The sequence below is a fragment of the Endozoicomonas euniceicola genome (assembly GCF_025562755.1).
GTDB lineage: Bacteria > Pseudomonadota > Gammaproteobacteria > Pseudomonadales > Endozoicomonadaceae > Endozoicomonas_A > Endozoicomonas_A euniceicola.
This window is the reverse complement of record NZ_CP103300.1, coordinates 6,445,479-6,469,144: the sequence shown is the minus strand read 5'-3', so window position 1 is coordinate 6,469,144 and position 23,666 is coordinate 6,445,479. Positions and strand designations below refer to the sequence as shown.

Here is a 23,666-nt window from a genome sequence, read left to right as displayed (position 1 = left end):
AGCGAAGGTGCCACTTAACTAAGATTTAATTTTTAGTTTAATTTTGATAGAAAATTCAAGGAAAGAGAATGAACGAGCTACAAAGACAAGCTGTAATGGATTTAGATGAAAAGCTAAAGAAGTTAATTAAATTTGATTCTGATAGGATATACAGTCGCCCAGAGTGGGGTTCAGTATTATCATTTGAATCGTATAGAGGCGATTTTGAAAGATCTTTTGGACTTGCAAGAATATTTATTGATTTACCCTTTTACCTTCTTCCTGATCAAGAATTAAATCAAATTGGGAATGTTATTCAACAAGCATCTAGCCATTTTGAACAAATTGACGATTTTGATAGTTCTACAGCTAACAACCCTCAACAGACAGTTCGCACATTAGGCGAACAAGTAAAAAAACATGCCGACACAATAACTGTACAAATGGCTCAATGGATTTCATATCTTGCTTACCAAAAAGGTGATGTCTCTCGGAATATTAAAAACCTAGAAGAAGCTATTGAAACTGGAGAGGGAATCATAAAAGCCGCAAAAGGAAGAATTGAAACGCAAGAAGGCCTGATGAAAAAAATAATTCAGCAGGCACAAGATTTTGCTGGAGATAAAGGTGTTACAATTTTTACTGAACAATTTAATAATGCTGCTAATGAAAATGCTGCTGAGGCAAAAACATGGTTGAAAATAACAGCTGGAATATTTGCAGTAACAATTTCAATGATCGTTATTTTCATGTATCAGTTAATTGGTGTATCCGCATGGTATGAATGGGCATCTCGAGCAACACTTATTGCAGTCTTAATTTCAGGTGGTATCTGGTGCGGAAGTATATACAGAATTTTACGTCATCAGCAAACAATAAATTTACAGAAGGCTAATGGACTTAAATCATTTCTGCTATTTCGTGATGCGGCTGATAATGATGAAGCAACTAGAAATGCTGTATTACTTGAAACTACAAAATCAATATTTTCAACTAGTTCGTCAGGCTTTGTTAATGAGGGCAGTAATCAGTCTGGTAGTGAAATAAAAGTTATTGAAAGTACAAGGCTAGCATCAAATGTAACATCAGTCGGAAGAAACACTAAAACTCTTACACCAGTCGAATAGAAATTTAAATCGGGTAAGAGCTGGCTTATCTCCAGCTCTGTTACCGTCGCTCTTAAATGCCCCAAAATCACCGGTTTGAGATTACCTTTCGATTGGCCTTGGCTTTCCATGGGAAAAGGAAGGTAGGGGTCAAGCTGAGCAAATGCCGTGTTACACGGCACTTGCTGAGTACATTTATAGTCAACTGTTAAGCATGGGCGATGGAGTATACTCATAGGGCTCTAATTCACTAAACCACTCACCGGTATCAGGTCTATCACCGTATTTATCAGCAAGTTTGTCGGCCTCTAATTCAAACCCATATCGCTCAGTGACGGCATCCCAAATACTTCTCGTCATACCGGTAACGGCACCGAAAAAGTGACTTCTGTGAGAATGCATCACTTCATAAACATTCAGTCCGGTTTTCATTTTTCTAATGTCCTTGATCTCATCCCAGCGTAGCCATCCCTGTTGAGTCAGATACCAGAGCATCTCATTGTCTTTGATTTTCTCTGGAAAGAGTGACCTTGGATCAATCGGCCACATATCTGAGTATGCGCCCTGATCTGTAACCTCCAAGTTGCGGAGTGCTCTAAAACCATCTGGCGCCAATTCGCAATAACCGTGAGTCGCAGCAATCAAATCATCGAATTTCCGATCAGTATCTTCATCGAGGTTGATTTCTACAGGGATTACAGCAAGTAGGCCATTAAAAGATTTGTATCCAAGTGCGTGAGAAAAATGCTCTTTCAAGCGGCAGGTTGTTACTTTGCACTCGTGATCAAGTAGGTATGATTTCAGGCTGGCCACTAAAGAATGAGCCTCACGCTTTGTACTGATTTTCATGTATTTGTCCAATTATTGGTATTGCTTATGTGCAGCCTCGTTTAACGAACATAAGTAACATCGGATAAACACGCGATCAGCGTAGCTATCATGAAACACATTTGCTTGCTGTGATGTATGACTGGAGTGAGGACTCAGGCTTCATATGGCCCACGCAACAGCTCTATAGAGTTACGTTGAAGCAAAGCATACATGAAAGTCTCGATATGTCCAGAAGCGTAGATTTTTGGGCACAGTGTTGCAGGGGAATAGGGGGGCAGTAGACTGATGGCTCCGGAATACCCAAGTATTTCATTTCCGGAGCCAATCATTTTAGTTTTTCTTGCTATAAAAATCATAGATGCTTTTAATTTGTCGCTTGAAGAAATCTTCACGAGACTCATTGGGCTTCATTGCATCTAGCATTTGCGCTATCTCAAAAAATTTATCATTTGGCTTTCCCGTTTTTTTTAACACTGCTAGAGCTGTTATCATGAATCCACGCTCCGGGTCATTTAGGCTTTCCTTGGCAAGAACTAACAAGCTACACCCAAGCTTGTAGCGATCATTAGAAAGGCTGTGATCTAGATTTAATGGATGCATAATTTCACTATATGTAATAGTGGTTTTCAGCCTTCCTGTTTCTTCAAGCATTTTATCAATATCATTTATCATTATTAATTCCTCATTTTCTCGATTATCAGATTTAATCAATTCGTTTTTAATTGAACGCCAAAGAACTCCCTTCCATGATTTTCCAGTCAACTCTGAGCAGATGATTTGGGCTTTCAAGGAACCACCCTCAATCATCTTTCTGATAGTTGTTACTGATACCTGCAAAATTTCAGCAGCTATCGGGTACGGAACCCAATCCATATTGTGTTTTTTCTTCCGTATGTCCTTGATATCTATCCTAGTTATCATGGTTAAACTCCTTCTTTTTTCTTTCTACCCTCATGTTTCGAAATTAGAAACACAGGGGTTTTGAACAGCAATATTTAAAAAAGTTCAAAATATCAATTTTAATCCTAGAAATCGTAACTTCTTAATGAAATCTCTCCCAAAATGAAATGAGCTCTCCTTCAGGCTCATTTCATTTTGGAGAAGACTAAAACTGGAACTTTCCAGCACTTGTGATTAAACTTGGTTGGTGCTCCATAAGAGCCAGCCCAGCTGACACTACTGGCGAAGCCTGCAAAGGCATTACAGAACCTTTTATTAACGATTCTGATAAAGTAGGTAATTGTAGTGTGTCGACGGCTTCAATCCTGCTGATCAGGATGCTATTGTGTCGAAATATAGATCATTTCAAGATGGCCTGATTTTCCCAAATGGAATGAGTGTAAGGGAAAGTAAGAAGAACGCTAGGGAGTTAAGCAAGAAAAATTTAGTAAAAAGATCAGTAGCTTTGGCAATTATCGCTGGTCGGAACTTTGGTTCAAAAAATCAAATTCCTTGGGAGCGAGCAATAAAGAAGCTGCTAAAATTGCGGATTGAAAAAAACAGAAGTAATTCTAAGGAAATAACTGAAAAAGAACTGGATATTATATCTTCTGAAAATCCAAGGCTGACCCAGTTTGGAGTTGATGGCTATAACCCATTATATTTAGATGTGATAGCTAAAGAAAAACCTGAAATTAAAACTGATCAGCTACGTAAAGAGTTAATTTCTAGTGAACATAATGTTCTCTTTCACCCTTCCTGTCTTAGAGAAATAAATTTGGCTCTTGAGTTTGTGACAAAACTTAGACCAGGTTTCACACTCAATAGCGAAACTAACAGTTACGAACTTAAGCATATGGCTGAACGTTATTTGAATAAAAAATATGCTGAGGGTTGTTATATATCACATGGATCTTTAATCATTGCTGCCTTATATCAGGGTTTTTTGCCTGAAAGGTGTAACCGGAACAGCTTCAGTCTTTATTTTAATATTGATGAAAGCTCAGTATGGGAGATAGCAAATGTGTCAGCGTGAGGAATGCTCTGTGTGTGGCTGCGATTTTGATAGGTCTGACTTTGACTTTATTGATGATGAGTTTGATGAAATCAATCCTACCTGCCCGAAGTGTCAGGAGCAATCAAGGATTTCAAAAGAAACCTGTGATCACTGCGCAGACCCTACACCAGCAGAATATGAGGTTTCTGATTTTTATTTGTGTGAATATCATTACGAACATTATGTAGACGGCTATAAAAGAGACTGAGAATATCGAACTTTCGCTCAAGCAACCATGCACCGAAGAGGATGTCGCAAAAGCATTCTCTTTTGGGGCTGGTTTGCTGCTTGTTGGATTGAAGATTCATAGCTTCTTCAGTGTCATACTGGGGAATTGGGAGCAGGCGAAGATGTCAGGACAGCTTGTAAAACTGCCTCTATGGCATCTGTAGATTAAACGACTTCCAGCTCTGGTTTCTGACCGCATGAACCAATAACAAACTCGCTTATCTGCCGCTTGTAGCGGTTATACTCGCCCATGCCTGCATCGCTGAAGAGTAGGAAAAGCTCCTGGCCACTAATCTCTATGAACTGGATGCTGCCACGAATAGCCTCCAGCCTCAGAAAGCTGTCATCTGCATTATCGTATCGGATACGTACTACTGTTCTCAGGTTGAGGAGGAAGTCTGGGCATTCATACCGATCAAATTGGCCTGCAAGATCTTGATAAAAAACACCGTCATGTTGGCGTATATCAAGCAAGAATTGTTCAGTCATTTCGATACCTGATTATGCAGCGATCATAAATTTTGATAGTAGCTGACAGGCTGGAAAAAAGCATGAATTATTTATAAAAATGGCTGCTTTCAGCACAAAGAATAATGCGGTGTATCCGTATCTGTCATGTAACCCCTGAGCCTGACTGACAGGATCAATAGTAGCTTAGTTCCACGGTAGTAGTTGACTGGGTAAAAGGAATAGGTTGTGGAATTATTAGTTGCAGCTTTGAGATATAATAATTGTTTTATTAAGTAAAAATCGACTGGTAAATGTTGCACAACTCTATTTCATTAGGTGATATTTTTCTATCGATGGTCTCTTTTTTTCTAATACCTGATACTAATTTCAATTCATTATATTGGCATCCCTTTTTGTACATTTCTCTTACGAATGTATCTCTAAATGTTGATGGAGTCGCACCATTGATATTTGCATTACCGATGAGCTGCATTAGCTTATTGCTCATAGATTTTGCTTGAGAATCCGGGTTGCCAGTTTTGCTGGGTGATAATTTGTATGCTCTATATATATCATTTATGAAGAATGGGCTTTGCCCCTGAGAATGTCTAAATAGATGACTTGAACTTGGGAAAATGTTAAAACTTGACCTCCATTTCATATACTTCTCAAAAAATGGGAGTATCTTGTCTGATGTTTGCAGTTCTCTAGCAAAACCGTTGTAAGCGATACTTTCTGGTACTATCCAAGCTTTATAAAAAACGCCTTCTTCATGCATAACATCTTTTAATCTTAACAAGGATAACTCAGATGGAGTAAGTCCCCAATAAACTGCACCGAGAATTAAAGCAGCATTTCTATAACCAAATGGCAGTGTAGAGTTTTTGAAAATTAATTCTTTAATTTCTATTTCTGTGAAAAATTTATTTACTGGCATTCGTTACAATTCTTGTTGCTTGTAAAGTGGCCATTAATAGTAGGACAAAAAATTCAGTTAAAAATATTTATTGGAACCCACCGCTTTCCCCCATTTGACAGGTACGTTTGCTCTACTTTCAGTGTGTCCAGGTTCGGTGTGGGTGCAATTGTTTAGCAGTAGCGGTGGCAGGTAATGGTTTGGTGGTATGGCTGTGGAGCAGGCGACTTATCGATGTGGCCATGCAAGTGCTTTTGGTTTTGCACCGTGTCTATTCCAAATGGCGCAACTCTTCCACCAGGTCTTCGGGTGGGTAATCGACGATATCGATGTCGCAGGGCGCTGTTGCTTTTATAAACTCCTCTAGCGAGCATTGGGCGAGCCTGGCTGCTGTTGTGATGGGTATGGAGCCTTCGGTAAACAGGTTGACAGCCTGCAGGAATAATTCGGTTGATTTTGGATCATTGGTGGACTGCTTACCGTCATCGGTAAGGGTGGTGTGATTTGTTTCTGGTAGTTTCATAAAGGATCTTCCGGATGTCACCTGACACAGGTTATCCCATAACGGCTGCGTTCAAGGTTGGCGCAGTGATGAAGGCAAGCATTGGTGAATGTTGGCTTTTTGTCTAGACTTTTTCTCTTGAATAACAATCTATAAATGAAAGAGCCTTTTGTCAGCGTAGGTTATTGGAGCCCGTTTTTGGTATTTATATGGCAGTGGTTTCCGGAGAAAACATGAGTAGGTATTGGGATGAGGATGAACACGATACCAAGTGGGGCGTGTTGCTGCGTGACCTTGGAGTTGCCCTGGCGATCATTATTCTTGCCAGTATGGCTGGTTGCCCGTCTTATAATGTTTGGCAGCAAGGCCTGGCGGGACAGGCTGAGTTGAAACGGGCAGAATACAACCGGCAAATTGCTATTCAGGAAGCCGAAGCAAAGAAGGAAGCGGCTTCTTTGCTGGCTGCTGCTGAGATTGAACGGGCCAAAGGGGTAGCAGAGGCCAACAGGATTATTGGTGAAAGCCTGAAGGAAAATGAGTCATACCTGCGCTATCTCTGGATTACCGAAGTCGCCCAGAATGAGTCGGGTAAAACCACCGTCTACATACCAACAGAAGCCAATATACCCATTCTGGAAGCAGGAAAGCGGGAATAATAATCAATCACATGCAAAGGAGCGAATATGTCGACCAAATGCAGCTTGGCTTACGGGGATGGTTTTCACCTCTATGAAGAAATCCTTGATGATGATTTTATCTACCTGTCACTGGATAATGTTGAATTCGAAGCCAGCCAGAACAGTGTCATGGTGCGCATCCCACTGCCGGTCTGGGAATGTATCAGACAATTCTCCAATGCCCGGTTTGATCTTGTTGATTTGGACAGTGAGATGCTGATGGCCCGTGTCATAAAGGAAGTCGATGAGCGTATCGAGGAACATTATACTAGAGGAAATAAGTATGCCTATGTGTCAGGCTTTCTGAGTTTTGGGAAGCCTGATGAGCCAAGGGATCAACAAATCAAAAAACGGTTGGAGTACTACCTTGAAGAGCAGGATCGGCAGCGATTAATGAAAAAGAAGCTGGATCAACTGATGGCTGAAAATTGAACCCATCCTATGGGATACCCAAAGCTTCCTTTTGCTGGTTTTGATACGCTTTGGGAGAACATTTAAACGACTGAGGGGAATATGCGCTTCTTCATTCTGGTTGGCCTGCCTGCCGCTCTTGCCTCCCTTTTAGTTGGAGTTTGGTACTGGTATGACCGGCATCTACTCTGGCTCTGGATGAGTGGAGTGATGCTGACGATTGCTGCTTTGGGAGGCGTTTTATGGTGTGTGTGGCGGTTGGATGAAAAAGCCAGATAACATGTTAGGGGGATATGATAACTGTCCAGAATACCAATCATTGCAGCCAACCGATGGTAAAGATATAACCATCTTCAGATCGATCTTTTCAAGAGAAGCAAGCAACGCTCAATATTCGCTCTTACGACAGAAACCTGAGATCAATTCATGAAGGCATTCTGAGCACAGTTCGCACTGAACCCGATAACCATCTCCAAAGGCGGAGTCATACCCTGCCGTAAAATCGAGTCGCAATATTTCGTGGTAGCCGTAATTGTCTTTGCTGTATACTTTCTTACAGCGATCACACTCGATAGCCACTTCGATATCCTGTTGAACCTGTTTTTGTTCGGTTTTGATCAAGATGCGCCTCTATTTGGGTGTTTTCTCACTGCTACGGGTTTCCTGTATGTGCTCTATATGCTGCTTGATCAGGCTTTCTTGGCCTTCGTAATATTTAGGACTCATAGCGACTACCCATGGCTTCCCCCGTCGACAGATGACCAGTTTTTGAATCCGGTTGTCAGCCAGTTTTTTTGTAACGCCTGTCATATTTCTGCGAAAGCGGGAGAAAGCGATCGTGCTCATTGCTGCTACAAACCTTGTATAAGGGTACAAACCATTCCTATGGGAATGGTTTTCTAAAGGGTGCAAATATCACCAGTAGTAAATATGGGGTTTATGATTACCCAGAGGGAAAGTGGCCCCATCACAATCAAGACCCTTTAGGATTTGAGCACAGAGTCTTTTGGCTCTCCGTCTATCTGGTCGAGTCATAAACTGCGTGACATACCAAGACGGTGTCTGCCTTAACCAATAACCACTCTCGGGACCTGTGTACTTACGTTTGATGCGACCATTAACATCGCGATCTCTGGTCTTATTTTTAATACTCATGCCACATCTCCAACTTAATAAAGCTAGAAGATGTCTTTGCTGTAATAGCCCTCAAAAGGAATTGATGGATTCATGTTACACATCCTGTGAAATGGGACAGATAATCATAGCAGCCAATGACAAGATGTCGACGACCTTTTTTTATACTATTCTCTGACAAATTAATTCAAAGATTCCCGAAAATCATGTGGTATCCGGGACTAAATGACTATAAAGCTGGCCTTTATTGGGACAAATGGCTGATTTACTGACCATGCTGCGTCAGCCATTTCAAAACCAAAAATATGAGTTCTGAACCCTTATGAATGCTATCAACGTTGATAACAGAAGTCTGTCATTACTATTTGAAGGGACTGTAACGGACATCCCCTATGGGGTTGACGACCTTGAAGAGATGCTGTCTTTGGCGGAGTTATTCCTTAAAAATCAGTCAATGGGGGATCACCACGCATCAGAATCGATAGCTAAGTATGTTCGGTACATTTCTGATCTATTGTCAGAAATCAAAAAGACGCATAGTGCTATTGATCTTGGCTTTTTTTGCGAGATATTGGATGCAATATCAGGCGAAATGGAACAGCACTTGCCAAAGGGCTATGGTGTCTTTGAAAACGAGAGACTTTGTATGGAGTTCCTGCAAATCATTGCCAGTGAGCTAAAAAGCGGTGAGGTGGGGGATCTGTATATTCTCTCCAGTTGTAAAAATACTGACAGGTCAACAACTGTCTCCATGGTACTTAGTGGTTCGCTCCAGATGAAATTATTAAACCTTTACGAGTGGGAAACTGATACTCCTGCTGACGTTATGATCTCTGCGGTGATTAATACAGCACTGAAAGAGTTTCTGAAGGAAAGGGCGGTAGAGAAGGAAAGAAGTGATCTATGGAATACTGATTAGATATAGCAGTGCTGTAGTATACGCCTCCTATATCACAGATGTCCTGGTAACTCAGTCATCATCGGTTTGTTCGAATAACCAGCGAAAATATCTTTCCGGGGCTTCCAGGAACGATTTTGTCAGCTGATAGTGACTGCTGTCCTGATAGTTTATTTCTTTTATGCGGCCATCATCAAAACTAATAACCTTTGCACCCGGATAACTCAATAAGATAGGAGAATGAGTTGCAATCAGAAACTGCGCGTGGCCGGGAACCTCCAGCTGGTTGATAATACTCATGAAAGTGAGCTGTCTTTGTGGGGAAAGAGCGGCTTCGGGCTCATCGAGAATATAGAACCCCTGTTCGAATCTGTTTTCAAATAATGCCAGGAAAGATTCGCCGTGTGATTGCTTATGTAATGATTTCCCCCCGTAAGCACGCAGATCTGATACAGCCTCAATGTAGGTTGCGAAGTTGAAAAAGCTTTCAGCTCTGAGAAAGAATCCCTCTGTCGTTCTGGGCATCCACGACAAGCGAAGTGCCCTGGCTAAATCGGAACGATCTTCGAACTGTTCTCTGTAATGATCTCGATTTCCACCTTCGGGATTAAAGCCACAACACTCTGCTATGGCTTCCAGTAACGTTGACTTTCCACTGCCATTCTCACCAACCAGCATTGTTACTTTTGAATCAAGGGCAATATTAATTCCATCCCCAAAAGCAGGGATATTGAAGGGAAAACGGCTTCTGTCGAATCGTTCTTCGAGACTGGAAATTCTATGCAAAAAAGGAGAACCAAGGTTTAATAGCTTTCTCATGTTATGGCTCTCCTGCTTGCGGTTCTATTACTTGAACAAAGCCCCAAAAATAGCATTTTCTTATAACCGCTACCCATGAAATCTTTCATAAAAAATCAAAATTCACAGACAAACTCTATCTCGCTATCCTCAAACAAGTAAAAACCGGAGCTGTAGCTTCCGAACTTACGGTATGAACACTGCAATATTCCATGACTGGTGAGATCGGTGATGGGAGGTAGATGCTGCCTTTATATTCAGGCTCATCCAGCTTAAATAAGAAAATATTGGAAAAATAGCTAAGCTCTGTGATCTTGGGTCCTGGATCAGGAGTCAAGGTTGTAATTCCCTAACCGTTCAAGGAACTACAGTGAAAATATCCGATTTAAACCCTACAGCAATTAAGAATCTCCAGAAGCTGCCCTTAGATTATCTGGTGGATGCATATTCCGGTCAAAATGAACGCTTTCTCCGGAAAGCGTGAACACCTCCGCTTCCCTAAGCATTGCCTCTCTTAATTTTTAGCTTGGGTGTTCACGACCTTCCAGTTTTGCCTTCGTTTTTCTCATCGATTCTCCCTTGAGTTTGATCCGGTGGGCATTATGAGCCAGCCGATCCAGAATGGCGTCCGCCAGGGTGGCGTCACCAATGCTGCCATGCCATTTTGAGACCGGCAGCTGACTGGTGACGATGGTGGAACTCTGGTTGTGCCGATCATCCATAACTTCCAGCAGATCATTGCGCTGGCTCTGGCTGAGTGGCTCAAGTCCCCAGTCATCAAGGATCAGCAGGTCTACTTTGGCCAGCTGTTTGAGCTGCTTGCTGTAACTGCCATCACCGTGGGCGATAGTCATGGCTTCCAGTAACCTTGATGTACGGAAGTAGCGAACGCTGTACCCGCGCAGACAAGCCCCGTGTCCGAAGGCACAGCTCAGCCAGCTTTTGCCTGTGCCACAGGGCCCGGTAATCAACAGGTTCTGCTTTCGCCTTAGCCAGTCACAGGTGACCAGTGTCGCCATTTGCGCCTTGGTTATGCCTCGGGGTTGCTCATAGTCAATGTCTTCCAGTGTTGCCGCCAGTTTGAACCGGGCTGCCCTGAGAAGCCGGGCTAACCGTTTGTTGCTGCGGTCTGCGTCCTCCTGATCAACCAGCAGGGCAAGACGCTCTTCGAAGCTGAGCCCTTCGTAGGTGCCGGGCTGCTCGTGCTGAAGGTTGAGGGCATCGGCCATGCCGTTGAGTCTCAGGCCGCGCAGACGGGTTGCCGTTTGGTTTATCATTGTCGTACTCCTCAATGGAAGAAGTCTGCGCCACGAATGTTCTCATGGCTGATGGTGACACGTTCGGTACCGCTTTCTTTCGGTTGTTCCAGGGGGATTTTGTCCAGACCGGATTGCAGGATGGAACGTACATTGGCGACTCGTTGCCCACCGGTTTTGAGTGCCCGGTGGCAGGCGGCATCAAGTCGCTGGTGACCGTATTCCCGCTCGAGGTTCAGCAACCCGAGGCAGGCTCGGTAAGCCTGTTCCTGGTGTGTTTTTCGATCCAGAAGTTTCCGGGTAAATGCCAGTACACCAGGCCCCAGTTTCTGCGCCCAACTCAACAGGCGCCCCGGTGTCCACTGCTGTTGTTTCTGGTGTCGCTTCGGCATGTGCTCCGGTTTGGTGGTAAAGCCTCCGGCTGCGTATTGACGAACATGGCTGGTGACCGGCTTGCCTTTATAGAGAACCTGTATCGTATGGTGGCTGGCGCGGATTTCCACCTGCTCGCGCACCAGCTGGTGAGGCACGGAGTAAAAGTGACTGCTGAACTGCACATGGTAGTCAATACTGACCTTGGCCATCTTGAACTCCAGGTATTCGAAAGGCTGCCTGGGCAAAGGCATCAGGGCGGGCTTGTCCAGCTGCTCAAACAGACTGCGACGGCAGCCCGGTTGCTGTTTGAATAGCCGGTTGTTCAGGTCTTCCAGCAAGCGTCGTATTTCCCAGTTCAGCTCCGCCAGGGAGAAGAACCTGGTATGACGCAGGCGCATTAAAATCCAGCGCTCCACCAGTTGCACACCGACTTCTACTTTGGCCTTGTCTTTTGGCTTGTAAGGTCGGGCAGGCAGGATGGAACAGCCAAAATGCTCAGCCATGTGCTGGTAACTGCGGTTGATGTCTGGGTCATAGCGACAGGCGCGGGTGACGGCGCTGCGCAGGTTATCAGGTACCAGCATCTCCGGTACGCCGCCAAAGAACTGGAGGGCGCGAACCTGGGAACCAATAAAGTCCACCGAGCTCTGGGTCCAGCTGGCTTCAGCATAGGTGTAACTGGAAGCTCCCAGCACAGCCACAAAAATCTGGGCAGGTGCTGTCTCTCCAGTTTCCTTGCTGGCGATAGGTACCGTCAGGCCCGCATAATCTACAAACAGCTTTTCCCCGGCCTGGTGCAGCTGGCGCATAGAGCGTTTCTGCTTTTTACGCCATTCACTGTAACGGTGACAAAACTGGGAATGGCTGTAGGCATTGTGAGGGTAAACGTCACAGTACTCCTCCCAGATCAGCTGCTTAGTCATGCCCTTGCGCTTGAGGGTGCTGTGAACCTCAGCCCAATCGGGATCAATCAGCCCCTTATGTTGGCGGTCAGCTGCCTCAGGGGATAGCCGGTTGATCAGAGCAGAGTCGTCCAGTTCTTCAGGCAAAGGCCAGGATAAATCTGACTTTTCAAACAGTCTCAAGTACTTGGTGACTGCGCCAGTGCTCACTCTGATGCTGGCAGATATCTGCCGGATAGACAGACGACATTCGTAACGAAGCCGAAGAATTTCCCGAATTTTTCGCATTGATAGCCTCTTTTCCTTTGGCATAGCCGCTTTCCTTGTTGTGATTGAGTCAGGGCAAGCGGCAGAAGTTAAATGAAATCAATGCTTAAGGAGGGGAAATCCGTTGATTTTGGAAATGATTCCGGTGTCGTGAACGCTGATTCCGGCATCGTGAACAGTGATTCCGGAAATGACCGAAAAGTGTTCACGATTGGCCGGCATGGGTGTTCACGCTTTTCCGGAATAGGTGTTCACGATAAACCGGAGTGGGTGTTCACGGTGAGCCGGAATATGCAGTGGAAAGGCACGAATGTACAACTTGGCATTATTATCTGACTGAGCAAACGTTTAACAACATCGATTCTGATGGGAAGCCCATTTCGGTAACTATTGGCATTGATGTTGAGTTTCTGGACATAAGTGACTTGAGCGTTTTGTTGCCTGTCCCAAAAGCCAATCACAGCAATATTACAATAAATCATTGCATTATGTCTGAAGATGGGCAGAGCGCGCTGGTGTTCTTGACTGATGCTACGTACTCTCCAAATGAGGCCGATGAAAATGGTTACATGGCAGTATGCAGAAAAATTCCAAACTATGAGGGATACATTTGTTACCTGTACCACTCTACATATCTTAAACGGCTTGGCTAATTGTTGACTTTATTATTGGCAAAGGCATCACCGTTCAGCTTTGAGCCCTGCGGGCTCTTATACCAAATCAGGCTGAAGCAAGAGCCCATTAGCAGATGACTTCTGCTCATAAAGAAGTGTTCTCCATTACTCGGTGGAATGCTCCGCAGGATGCCATTAGGGTGGGACGAAGGTATTGTTTTTGCTCAGGGGAGGAAGAGAGAAGGGCAGGCACTATCAGGTTAGTTGTAGTGCCTGATATTTGATTTGTTATCTACTGAAATTAAAAAGCTTCTTGGTACTCTTTTACATATTTCTTATATATAGCGAGCTGTCTCTCAGCAGCTTTACGCAGGTCAGGGTTTTCTAAAATTAAGGCATCAACAAGCTCTGAAGGTTCATTGTTTGGTTTAAATTTAACACCTTCCCAGGCTCGCATACATTTAGGTGCCATTTCTTGTACCTGAGATTCAAGTGCTATTAAATATTTGAAATAGTCCATATCTGAATTGATTTTGGGGATTTCGATAAAAGTTATGGCGCAGTATTTTCGGATAAAAAGAGTTCTTAGCTTTTTAGCTAATTTCGCATTGTTTGGGTTTTGTTCATGTGCTGCAGCTTCTGGATCAAGCTTATGACAGTATCGCCACATTCTGCCTGTGCAATATGCTTGTGAGAATTTGTGGCTCCGCCCCTCGCTTCCTGTCACATGTTTGCTTCCGACTCGAATTTTGAAGCCTTCAGTTGCTTTAGGAGTACACCCAATATAGCGAATTTGATGCTCATGATCCCAAAGTGCATAGATGCCAAATGAGTTTGGAAGTTCTGTAAGTGGCATTGGTGTTGAAGAAGTTAGATGATGAAAAATATCCTTACTGTCCATAGTTATTCCATACATAAATTAATTTAACACACACTATTCTGTGTCATATTACCCGGCGCTTACGACGAGTTACTAACATAATTAACTTCATAAAGCGTCCATTGAGGGAAAGGGTTGATTAAAAGCTGGTAGAGATTAGGAGAAGTTTCCGAAGCGAAGTACTTCTCCGGAAACTGTATCTTAAAATACTATTTTCCGAATTCTTCAGGATTATAGACAGTTACAGAGGTTTCAGATTCATTGTTCATTAAGAGTGATACTCCCCCAGATAACTCGTAGCAGAAAGATTCCTCACAACCAGAGTTGTCAACAGTTGAGGCAGTTATCCTGCGATCATGGAAGCCTTTTTTCTTATTGGGCTGATAAATATTTATGAAAGTTGAGTTCGCATAAGGGTTTAGAAGCTGTTTGAGAGCATGTTCATATTCTCTGTAGTCATCTTCCCAGTTTACTAATCTGCAATCTAACTGGATTTGGTCAATACAGCTTGCATAGCTATGCAAATGTTCGACAAGGCTTTCCAGGCTCGATCTGCTGGTACTTGCACCTGAATACGGATCTCTGATATGCAGTTTGTCAATGTATGCGCCATTAAGCTCTTGAAAAATATCCCCCAGGCTTCTTGCCTCTCCGGGTTTGTAGCGATGCAGCAAAACTGGTTGCCGTTTTTCAAAGTAGGTTTTAGGGTAGCAATTGGTCTTCATCTGTTCAGAGAGGAAATCAGTCATGGCGTTATTTGAAGATTCTGGCAGCGTGTATACATCATCGCTGATCGACAAGCTTGTCAGAGAGTCAAATGGCGTATTGCTGTACCACAGTTTGCCTGATTCACCCTGGTTAGCAACGGCAAATGGAACCATTGGGCGATCACGATTTTGCAAGCCCTTGAGATGAGCAATAGTGAACCGGCCATCATCTATATAGGGTTTCAGGTATTGAATAATATTCCTGAACCCGGTGGAGCTCTGGTGAAACTTATCAGGCAGTTCGGCAGTGACCAACACGGATACCGAAGTGCCCCGATTCAGGGTATCCAGTAACCAGGATATATCGTCAAGGTCTGTAAAATGCTCATCAGCCAGTTTCGGAACAATCAGCATAAGTGTCTTACTGCGGCTCCACTCTTCACACAAGGATTGCACGCTGGCATGAGCATCCAGTATGCCACCGAATTTTTGGATTTTGTGACGGGTTTCAAAATCTTCTGATAGTTGTGCAATAAACTCTCCTGCTGCCTGGCGATCAAACGCATCCCAGTATCTTTGATTTGAGTAATCGCAAAGACAGTGAGTGCAGGCATGAGAACAATTTTTTTTGCAGTCAAGATTACCAAGAACGACACTAATCAGTTCTTTGACAGAACGCTCGTGGTAAATCTTCTGTACATAGCCCGCACCACCGGGAACGCCATCGTATGCAATAATCTCCAGAGCTGATCGGTCAAAGCGGAATGTACAGCGCACTTCAGAAGCAGGAATTTCCAGCATCTTTACAATAGCCATCCGGAATGCTTCAGATAGAGTGATACCAACATTATTCAGGTAATCAGCCTGATCATCCACTGGGATGCAGGAAGGTACCTCAATGGTTTTACCAATCTTGAAGATAACGACATCAGTCCAGAACTCATGAGCCAGCCCGATTTTTTTCTTGGGATTGATTTTTTTGTTACTGCAGACTAATCCTGTTTCAGGATTTTCATGAGTTTTTGGTGGTTTTTCTCCACTGGCTACCTGCATATAGTTGCAATACTCACACCGGTAATAGCCTTGCTTACCTGCTCCACGATTGAGGATAAATAAGCGACCGCTTAACTCGCCATCCCCCTGACTTGCCATAAAGACTTTTTTAATCGATCCATGATCAGTATCTTCATAAGCATCTTTTGGAGGAATAACGATAAGCCTGGCCTCATCGGCAGATATGGCTCTTTTGCGAACAGTAGAAGGGTCTTTTCCTTTTGACTCCCTAAGTGCTGTAATAAACCCTTTTGGCCTGATAAAGGGTATTGCCTTATCTTTCAGTGGCTGCTGACAGTTAGAGCAATTTTTTTCAATGTCAGCATAGTCATCAGCAATATTGGAGTGCGAACAGCTACGACAAACAACAACATATTCCGTAGGCATAAAATCTTTAGGCGAATACGCAAGGCCGGCACTGCGCCAGATCCTGCCGTTAGCAATGACTTCCGCACCAGGAGCATATTCTGAAATTCCCATGGATGCATCACGGGATAGTGCTATGTCAGACCTTAACTGCTGTTGTTTATAATTTCGGGCTTCCCAGGTTACCTCAAGAGACAGGGAATGGACCGGGAAGCTATAGGTGGGAATCAGGCCTTTTTCAGAAAACTGATTGACCAGAAACTGATCCATAAATGCCTTTCTCTGGTTACCCCAACGAGTAATCGCCTTGGCACTTGATTCACCATCTTCATTAATCAGACTTTTTGCCTGAGCAACCCTTTCTTCGTAACGTTGCCAGCGATCATTAACTATAGCGGCAAATCGCTCAAGTTCATCTGGCAACAGTTCTGTGACGGGAACCAGTTGACGGGATAATACCTGTCTATCCGTTTCTGGTAGTCTGGATAACAGCTCTTGCGCTTCCTGCTGCGCCTGAAGGCCCTCATCTGTTTCAAGCCAGCTCATCAGCTGTTTTCTGAAGGTCTTGTGGAAATCTTTAGTCAGTTTTTCACCAAAGAAATCAACCAGCCGGGGAGCTTTCAGTTGCTGAGAGTCTATTACCTTCGATAAAAAATGCGACAGCAGAATGGACATCTGGTGTCGCTGGAATATCGCCGGGTTCGTCAAATGAACCATTGGGTCAGCGGGCGACTTTTTCAAATAGCTTTCAAAATCCTCAAATACCACACGATCATAATGGGAGTTTCTGGCAATGGTAACGCAGAATGGCGCAGCCTGAGCCCTTCGACCGGCACGACCTGTTCTCTGCTGATAGTTGGCAATACCGGGTGGCACGTTAAGGTTAACAACCGCCTCCAGCTCACCAAGGTCGACTCCCACTTCCATGGTTGTCGTACAGCTCAGGATGTTCACTTTTTTTTCATGGAACTGGGATTCAATACTTTCCCTTAGTTCGGTTGAAAGTGACGCTGTGTGCTCACGGGTTCTGGTAATCAGAGGCTGACTTTCCAGATAAGAGTGAAGGTAATGATTCCGCTCTGTGGAAAGACTGTCTTTGGAGCAAGGCTCTACTTCACCGTCACAGCCAAAAGCGGAACAGCGGTTTTTAATGAAATGGTGTTGCTTTAACCCGCACTTCTTACATTCAAAAAGGCTGTTATGATCAGCTTTTTTCAGAAGAATCAAGGAAGCATCAAGTGCCTTGCCTGATCCTGATCTTACAAGCAGCTTCGACTTTTCAAGATACCCCCAGAGTGTCGCCAGAAAATCCAGGGCAGCTTCTTTTTCCCAACCCAGCTGTTTGATCAGGTACCAGGTGCGGCGATTATGTCGGTTTGTTCCGGATTTAGGCATCCAGGTATGAGATGCTTTTTTGTCTGTTCGCTCCAGCTCAAAGCTACGAATTCCTTTATATCGCTCACCCCAAATATAACCATCGGTGGGATCAGGACTATTTGGAATTTCGGCAATGGATTTTACTCGACGGATGTGTTCAAGGAACAGGTACACCAGCTCTTCGATTTCCTCGCGGCTGGCTAAATGCTCGAACTCTTTTGCGAGTTTTTGGATTACTCGTTTAAGCTTGTTTGGATCATACTCGACTCTAACCAGTCCCAGAGATTCAAGAGAAATCCGTCGTCCCGGCGGGGTACAGAACTCTGCAACCAACTTGCCGGTCAACAAGTCTTTTACACTTTCATAGGACGTTTGCAGTTTACCGTCCCGGTTCGGGTATGCAAAACTCTTCGTCTTTTGCCAGTAAGCCCGTATATTACGTGCCAGTGTATCGAATGGAAGAGATTCTTCTGCTTCATCCAGTACATGGACAATCGCTGCCCGGTGAGCAATATCATTAGCAGTTCTTTCAAAGTAGGGAGCAAAGAAAGCCGCATCCTGCCGGTTATCCGAGAAAGTCAGCAACTTACGGCCCGCCATCGGCAAATCTACCGTAGCTTTTGCTGGCAGGGCTTCCAATACCTTTTGGGTGACAACGCTGGACAGTGATTCATTGCCTGGATAAAAACGGGTGATAATTTCAGCATAAGCGCCAGAGGCTTTGGCATTACATGCAACACAATGAGTCAGGTAGTGCGTTTTTTCCTGGTCATCTTTCTGGGTATTAACCTCATAAGCTGTGACCGGGTTGTGCTGATCGCCGGTCTGTCCGGTTACCGGGTCGAAGTGAGTCATAGGTTTTTGTTGTTCTAATGAGGTTTCTGCATCATCTTCCTCATCAAAGGTAACAACATCAGCAGGTTTGCCGAGCCAGAATAGTCGACGGGTGACCTTGTGCTGGGTGACAGGGCGGTGATTCAATAGCTTTGATTTGTATTCAAAAGCTTCAAAATAGGGTTGGCCACACTGGCGGCAAGTCAGGAGTGGGTAATGCATACCCCTGTTAGTGCTGAAATGCTTTGCCAGTTTCAGCTCTTCAAAGCCCTCATCAGAATTCGAAGGCAATACGCAAAGACCTTCTATCGAGCCAGCAATAATATGGTGACGGCAGGGCAGTAGCGGGAAACCGTTTACCGGTGATTTGGCAAGCATACCCAGCTGGATAACGCCGGTCAGGGCTGATACAGCCTTATCCTGATCAGTGTCTGGAAACACTTCCTGACTCAGTTGTACAAAGTCGATCAGGCCCTGCTGGAGAATTTCTGCAGTCTGGCATATCTCCAGATTGTTACTGAAAACCTTAAACAGTCCCAGAGTCAGTTGCTTGTCAGCAGCGTCGGCAGCTTCGAAATGACTGGTATCAATAGAGTGATGCTCCAGGCATTCTTCAAGATTCCAGAAGGTTTGATCTTCTTCCTGAGAGTTTTGTTCAAGAAATTCGGATAAGCATTGGCCAATGCGTTGCCAGTCATCGGCGGAAAAACTGAATTCGGAATGGCTTGATTCTGCCAGTTCTGCATGGGGTTCCCTTTTGCCCCTTATGATTTCCGGTGTGTCTTCACCAAACAGGTTAGAAGCAAAGGTTTCGAGTTTCTGATCAGACTCCTCACTGTCACCAAGGCTGGCACTGGTCGCGAAGAACTGTAATGGGTAATCAACACCTAAACGGTTCTTCAGCTTTCTCAGCAAAAACGCGACTTCTGTTGCCTGTGCGCCGGTGTAAGTATGCACCTCGTCCAATACCAGAGTTTTTAAAGCTGTTGTGCTAAACAGCCGGGCATTGGCAGGCAAAAGGAGCAGATGCTCAAGCATGGAATAGTTGGTCACCAGGACTTTGGGCGGGTTATCGAGCATTTCTTCCCGTGTGACCAGCCAGTTATCAGGAATACCGGAATCACCGAACTCATCTTCAACCTTACTGTTGTCAAACATTTCCTGAATCACATCACGACGGGAAATGTTTTTTTTGGTCTGGCCAGTATAACGGCCAAAAGTGATACCGTGCTCTCGCAGAGTTTTACCCAGCAGGGGGGCGATCCGGTAATACAACTGGTCGTTTGCCAGAGCGTTCATAGGATAGACAAGAATGGCCCGAACACCTGGTCGATCAAAATTTTCATCCTTAAGCAGCCTATCGACTAATGGATACAGGAAGGTTTCGGTCTTACCAGAGCCTGTACCTGTTGCTACTACAAGGTTTCTATTGTTTCGACAGGCTTCAGTCAGGGCTGTTTCCTGGTGCAGATGCAATTTACGGTCAAGGATGGAGCTATCCAGCGCTTCAAAGGCATCATGCATAAAGCCGCCTTGCTTTTTGAGTAGCGCACGCAGCGGGCGACCCTTTTCAAAATCCGGAATGGTTTCTATATAAGGCCCTTTAACAAGATTCTCTTGCTTGAGGGATTTCCAAAAACCTTCCTGCAGTTCCGGATATCGGGAATGAACAGGAACGGTTGTCGCTATATAACGTTTCAGAGTGGCTTCAAGGTTCTCAGCAAGAACAAGAGGGTTTGCTTCAGACATCATTGATCCCTTGATTCAAAATAAATTTCCCATAACAGGAGGTAGTAGTGGAACAGCTTTCCAGCAATCGCCAGGAAAAAACTCAGGGTAAAGGTAATATCCTGAGTTTCATGTAGCAGCTCAGTCCTGAGCGCTTCAAGCGTTGGTGCAAGAGAATTTTCTCCACGAGACCTTTCACGACATGCTTTGGCCAGCCCTGAGGCCAGCCTGCTGATTTCCTGAAGCACAACCACTTCGCGTTCGTACTCAAAATAACCCTCAGGAATCAGGTTGGGCATGACGTCGGCAGTTCGGTTTTTGTATCGGTTGGCCAACCTTGTCATGGCTGGACGCAGAAACTCATTGCCCTGCTGTGAACGTCGAAAGTGATAAAGGAAGTCCTGTTGGCAGTAAGCAAGATGGTATCCTCCCAACAGTTCTCCCAGGGCAGGTACTCTTTGTTCATGCTGTAATTTTTCCCATTCAGCATCCGAAAAAGTTGTAAGAATCATCCGTTCCAGAGTTTTTGGGTCGAACTCTCGTGGTTCGGACTGTCCGGAAACAACCTCTTTCTTGTTGTTGAATGTGACAACTAAAGCATCAACGAGCAACTCATTACGCACAGCTTCCCCAAGGGAGTGTTCGCATTCACTGATTCCCTTTAGGCAGCGCAGGTTTATGCTGTTACCAGTATCGATTTTTCGGTAACTGGCGCTAGGCATGGCATAAATTGATGGGTTAAACCCACCTATGTTAAGAAAGGGAATCCATGATGGCGAAGCATTTTCATCAGGACGGAACTCAGTTTGTGGTAGAAGGTTTTTGACATTATCAGAGCTGGTGACCGCAGGGTCATAAACCAGGTGAGACCATATGGTTTTAAGCCACGAAAGCTGCTTCCAGCATTCAGCGTCATAACAGGTTCTCAGAATATCGTTTGTACTTTGTAGCAGGCGGTTTTTTGCCACAAGGCTTAGTTCATCCACTTGATTGAGTAAGCCTTCGGAATAAGGACATATTTTCCCTGACTCTATGATAACCGCCATTGCATACTGATCCTGACGCTCATTAGAGAAAACGCCCCAGCGATTATTGATACGTGCATTGAACTGTAGAAACCAGATCCCATCACTGAGCTGTTGTGTATATAACTGAAGCTTATATTCAGACAGTTCCGGGTCTTCATAGCAAAAGACGATACCGCCCAGTTTTTCAGGGCGATCAAGCATTATTAATTGTTTAACATCAAATTGCTGCCTTGTAGTGTCTTCGGAAAACAGCTCCCTGGCAGCCACCTCCAGGCTATCTACCGAAGAGACGGATTTAAAGCCGATATCTATAGAGTCGTGCTTGATACCAGTTTTCCAGTCACTGATATGATGAGGAGAAACCAGTTTAACCAGAGTTTTGCTGTAATTCTCTGACTGAAAAATCAGGCTGTTATGTTCACCGTCTATATGGTCGAGCAGAGATGCAATACTGCATTTGATCCAAGGTTTTTTCTCGAAGCTGTCATAAATGATTCGGTTGCCAAGCTTAACAATGCCGGGTTCTGTGGAATATATACGGAGAACCCTCCGGTCTGTATAGGAAGCGGATAATACGGTACCAGCTGTTAGCAGTGACTCTCTTCGAACATCAGCGTGAGTATCGTCTAGATAGATGTAAGTACCTGGCAAAGCGAACTGGAAGGTAAGCTCTCTGTTTTTTAACCGAAAACCCAGGGAGGCAAATGGGACACTGCGATCCTTGATATTTATGGCTGACTGTTCATTGTCAATATAAACGTTGCTGCAAAGCTTCTTGTCCAGGTTGTCTGGTAATTCAGAACATTCAGGTATATAGCCACCTTTCAGTGCTTTCAGACCAAACCAGACAATACAGCTGGTCCGGGCCAGGGCCCGTTTTTGGCCTGATCGTCGTAAGCTGATGGTTAGACGATCCAGGTTGCCTTGCCAGAGGTCACAGACAGAAGTCAGAGGAATCGTGACCTGGTGAGACTCAGTAAATAGAATAGGTATCGAGCGTTCCTGACCGCAGGACAACGGTGAAAATACCAGCTCATAGTGGTCAGAACCCAGTTCCCACTCCTCAGGAAGCTTGGCCGTTACCTGTAATAAGTTACTTGAGTAAAAGGGTGTTCCCGAATAAGGAGTGAAAGCCTCTCCGTTTAAATCAATCACAGCATGACTATGTGCAGAGATTACAAAAGTTACCGGCCCCCTGCGAATTTGATATTTCTTGCCAGCATCCAGCTGAAATTCACCGAAGTAGAAACCATCTTCCAGAGTTTCTTCTGTTTGCAGCCAGTCGTCATCAGTCTCGAAACGGCTCAGTACACGATAGCGCCCCGGGTTTAAAACCATGCCACCATCAGTCACTGAATGAGTGCAGATGTACCGGTGGGTGACTGCATCAAAAATGGCCAGCTGATTATTTCTCTGGTCTTTCCATAGTGTGAACTCTATTTTTGATCCGGAAGATGATGTTGCTGACATGTGCTGCATACCAAACTCGTCAATAAGCAGGTTATGAGGTTCACTGCCAACGGTAATACGCTGCTGATCGTTATCCTGTGTTAGCTTCCAGGTTTCGCCGGAAGGAGAAGGAGGAAAGAACATTGTCAGGCAATCACCATCGAAAAGCAGTGATGGCAATGTCATTTTCTTAAATTTGAAACTGTCTGAAACCGGACTTTCCGACTCGGCAATGTCAGAGAGAAACTCTGTCAGGTAATGACAGTGGGCATCGTTTAGAAGAGCACGCTTAGTCCTGATCGGGAATGGAGCATGCAGACTGTTACAAAACTGAGTGTACCAGTCCCGTTGCGCATTAGGATCAAACTCATCAGGTAGACCGTTTCGCCGTGCAAATACTGACATTTTTTCCCGGATCCGGTCTATCTGCGCCAGGGGGACACCGGCCTGATCGAAATAGGTATCTACCATATAGTTAGAACCAAAGAGGCGGTTCGATACGGGAAGCTGCAGTTTCTGGCAGGCCCGGCGGAACGTTCGGTATAGTGACTCCCGTTCACGCTGGTTGCTATTCGACGTTTTAGGTTGGCCAAGGGCAACATTCAGGCACTCGTAAACAGATTGATTACCTTTACCGTAATTTTCCTGGATAGATTTGATCATGTAGCTGGCAAACAAAGCCGGATACTTCTGTAAACCGGCTTCTAGATTGCCAAACTTACCACCGGCTTTTTGTAGTGCATTGCTAATACCACGGTGTGTGTTTGGATCAATAAGATCATCGATCAAGCCAATATAAGGTGAAGATGAACGGTCAATCTTATCTCTGACTGATTTTTCCAGCGTGTAGAAAGGATCAGAGGTTCTCTGGAGTGGTTGATGGCTGGTCATAATAATTGAAGGT

General features: G+C 44.6%; 22 protein-coding genes and 1 pseudogene. 9 read left to right on the top strand and 14 right to left on the bottom strand.

The window, feature by feature from the left end; translation table 11 throughout:
- The first annotated feature begins 68 nt into the window (after window positions 1-68).
- Window positions 69-1,106: a hypothetical protein gene (locus tag NX720_RS26585; protein ID WP_262598618.1), complete on the top strand. Its 1,038-nt coding sequence runs from the start codon at window positions 69-71 to the stop codon at window positions 1,104-1,106.
- Between the two features lie 3 nt (window positions 1,107-1,109).
- A pseudogene (locus tag NX720_RS27445) lies at window positions 1,110-1,232 on the top strand (KxYKxGKxW signal peptide domain-containing protein); the annotation flags it as partial.
- A gap of 54 nt (window positions 1,233-1,286) precedes the next feature.
- On the opposite strand, the gene NX720_RS26580 reads toward NX720_RS27445, so the two are convergent.
- The 3 genes from NX720_RS26580 to NX720_RS26570 all read right to left on the bottom strand — a co-directional run bounded on the left by NX720_RS26580 (window position 1,287) and on the right by NX720_RS26570 (window position 2,837).
- Window positions 1,287-1,934 (bottom strand): hypothetical protein, encoded by a 648-nt coding sequence (locus NX720_RS26580; protein WP_262598617.1) that lies wholly within the window; start codon window positions 1,932-1,934, stop codon window positions 1,287-1,289.
- Window positions 1,935-2,068: 134 nt separating this feature from the next.
- Window positions 2,069-2,245: a hypothetical protein gene (locus NX720_RS26575; RefSeq protein WP_262598616.1), complete on the bottom strand. Its 177-nt coding sequence runs from the start codon at window positions 2,243-2,245 to the stop codon at window positions 2,069-2,071.
- A gap of 1 nt (window position 2,246) precedes the next feature.
- Window positions 2,247-2,837 (bottom strand): hypothetical protein, encoded by a 591-nt coding sequence (locus NX720_RS26570; RefSeq protein ID WP_262598615.1) that lies wholly within the window; start codon window positions 2,835-2,837, stop codon window positions 2,247-2,249.
- A 364-nt stretch (window positions 2,838-3,201) separates the two neighbouring features.
- Here NX720_RS26570 and NX720_RS26565 point away from each other — a divergent pair, with 364 nt between their 5' ends.
- Together NX720_RS26565 and NX720_RS26560 are read left to right on the top strand one after the other, a co-directional pair.
- On the top strand, window positions 3,202-3,891 hold the full coding sequence (locus NX720_RS26565; protein WP_262598614.1) for a hypothetical protein: 690 nt from the start codon (window positions 3,202-3,204) through the stop codon (window positions 3,889-3,891).
- Complete coding sequence (locus NX720_RS26560) at window positions 3,878-4,120, top strand: hypothetical protein (protein WP_262598613.1); 243 nt, start codon at window positions 3,878-3,880, stop codon at window positions 4,118-4,120. The genes NX720_RS26565 and NX720_RS26560 overlap by 14 nt, the downstream gene beginning before the upstream one ends.
- Window positions 4,121-4,305: 185 nt before the next feature.
- Here the strand turns inward: NX720_RS26560 and NX720_RS26555 are convergent, their stop codons facing one another.
- The 3 genes from NX720_RS26555 to NX720_RS26545 form a co-directional block, all read right to left on the bottom strand.
- Entirely contained in the window at window positions 4,306-4,629 is a 324-nt protein-coding gene (locus NX720_RS26555) for a hypothetical protein (protein ID WP_262598612.1), read from the bottom strand.
- 250 nt (window positions 4,630-4,879) lie between these two features.
- Entirely contained in the window at window positions 4,880-5,527 is a 648-nt protein-coding gene (locus NX720_RS26550) for a site-specific integrase (protein ID WP_262598611.1), read from the bottom strand.
- Window positions 5,528-5,777: 250 nt separating this feature from the next.
- Window positions 5,778-6,029 carry a UPF0175 family protein gene (locus NX720_RS26545; protein WP_262598610.1) on the bottom strand — a complete coding sequence of 84 codons (252 nt, stop codon included), beginning with the start codon at window positions 6,027-6,029 and terminating at the stop codon, window positions 5,778-5,780.
- A 212-nt stretch (window positions 6,030-6,241) separates the two neighbouring features.
- Here NX720_RS26545 and NX720_RS26540 point away from each other — a divergent pair, with 212 nt between their 5' ends.
- Window positions 6,242-6,664 carry a hypothetical protein gene (locus NX720_RS26540; protein WP_262598609.1) on the top strand — a complete coding sequence of 141 codons (423 nt, stop codon included), beginning with the start codon at window positions 6,242-6,244 and terminating at the stop codon, window positions 6,662-6,664.
- Window positions 6,665-6,691: 27 nt separating this feature from the next.
- Window positions 6,692-7,117, top strand: coding sequence for a hypothetical protein (locus NX720_RS26535; protein ID WP_262598608.1), 426 nt, complete (start codon window positions 6,692-6,694; stop codon window positions 7,115-7,117).
- Between the two features lie 366 nt (window positions 7,118-7,483).
- Here the strand turns inward: NX720_RS26535 and NX720_RS26530 are convergent, their stop codons facing one another.
- Both NX720_RS26530 and NX720_RS26525 read right to left on the bottom strand, forming a co-directional pair.
- Window positions 7,484-7,717: a hypothetical protein gene (locus NX720_RS26530; RefSeq protein WP_262598607.1), complete on the bottom strand. Its 234-nt coding sequence runs from the start codon at window positions 7,715-7,717 to the stop codon at window positions 7,484-7,486.
- Between the two features lie 9 nt (window positions 7,718-7,726).
- A complete protein-coding gene (locus tag NX720_RS26525) occupies window positions 7,727-7,942 on the bottom strand; it encodes a type II toxin-antitoxin system Phd/YefM family antitoxin (RefSeq protein WP_262598606.1) in 216 nt (71 codons plus the stop codon).
- A 610-nt stretch (window positions 7,943-8,552) separates the two neighbouring features.
- Between NX720_RS26525 and NX720_RS26520 the strand changes: the two genes are divergently transcribed.
- Window positions 8,553-9,149 (top strand): hypothetical protein, encoded by a 597-nt coding sequence (locus tag NX720_RS26520; RefSeq protein ID WP_262598605.1) that lies wholly within the window; start codon window positions 8,553-8,555, stop codon window positions 9,147-9,149.
- A gap of 51 nt (window positions 9,150-9,200) precedes the next feature.
- On the opposite strand, the gene NX720_RS26515 is transcribed toward NX720_RS26520, so the two are convergent.
- The 3 genes from NX720_RS26515 to istA all read right to left on the bottom strand — a co-directional run bounded on the left by NX720_RS26515 (window position 9,201) and on the right by istA (window position 12,747).
- On the bottom strand, window positions 9,201-9,947 hold the full coding sequence (locus NX720_RS26515) for an AAA family ATPase (RefSeq protein ID WP_262598604.1): 747 nt from the start codon (window positions 9,945-9,947) through the stop codon (window positions 9,201-9,203).
- A 500-nt stretch (window positions 9,948-10,447) separates the two neighbouring features.
- Window positions 10,448-11,203 carry an IS21-like element helper ATPase IstB gene (istB, locus tag NX720_RS26510; protein ID WP_262598603.1) on the bottom strand — a complete coding sequence of 252 codons (756 nt, stop codon included), beginning with the start codon at window positions 11,201-11,203 and terminating at the stop codon, window positions 10,448-10,450.
- Window positions 11,204-11,214: 11 nt separating this feature from the next.
- Window positions 11,215-12,747: an IS21 family transposase gene (gene istA / locus NX720_RS26505; RefSeq protein ID WP_262601675.1), complete on the bottom strand. Its 1,533-nt coding sequence runs from the start codon at window positions 12,745-12,747 to the stop codon at window positions 11,215-11,217.
- A 72-nt stretch (window positions 12,748-12,819) separates the two neighbouring features.
- Here istA and NX720_RS26500 point away from each other — a divergent pair, with 72 nt between their 5' ends.
- Window positions 12,820-13,062, top strand: a complete 243-nt coding sequence (locus NX720_RS26500) for a hypothetical protein (protein WP_262598602.1) — start codon at window positions 12,820-12,822, stop codon at window positions 13,060-13,062.
- Window positions 13,023-13,379: a hypothetical protein gene (locus NX720_RS26495; RefSeq protein ID WP_262598601.1), complete on the top strand. Its 357-nt coding sequence runs from the start codon at window positions 13,023-13,025 to the stop codon at window positions 13,377-13,379. Before NX720_RS26500 ends, NX720_RS26495 begins: the two co-directional genes overlap by 40 nt.
- Window positions 13,380-13,641: 262 nt before the next feature.
- Here NX720_RS26495 and NX720_RS26490 read toward each other — a convergent pair whose 3' ends face one another.
- The 3 genes from NX720_RS26490 to NX720_RS26480 all read right to left on the bottom strand — a co-directional run bounded on the left by NX720_RS26490 (window position 13,642) and on the right by NX720_RS26480 (window position 23,653).
- Complete coding sequence (locus tag NX720_RS26490; protein ID WP_262598600.1) at window positions 13,642-14,241, bottom strand: hypothetical protein; 600 nt, start codon at window positions 14,239-14,241, stop codon at window positions 13,642-13,644.
- A 188-nt stretch (window positions 14,242-14,429) separates the two neighbouring features.
- Window positions 14,430-20,309 (bottom strand): DEAD/DEAH box helicase, encoded by a 5,880-nt coding sequence (locus NX720_RS26485; protein WP_262598599.1) that lies wholly within the window; start codon window positions 20,307-20,309, stop codon window positions 14,430-14,432.
- Complete coding sequence (locus NX720_RS26480; RefSeq protein WP_262598598.1) at window positions 20,306-23,653, bottom strand: hypothetical protein; 3,348 nt, start codon at window positions 23,651-23,653, stop codon at window positions 20,306-20,308. Before NX720_RS26480 ends, NX720_RS26485 begins: the two co-directional genes overlap by 4 nt.
- Between the last annotated feature and the right edge of the window lie 13 nt (window positions 23,654-23,666).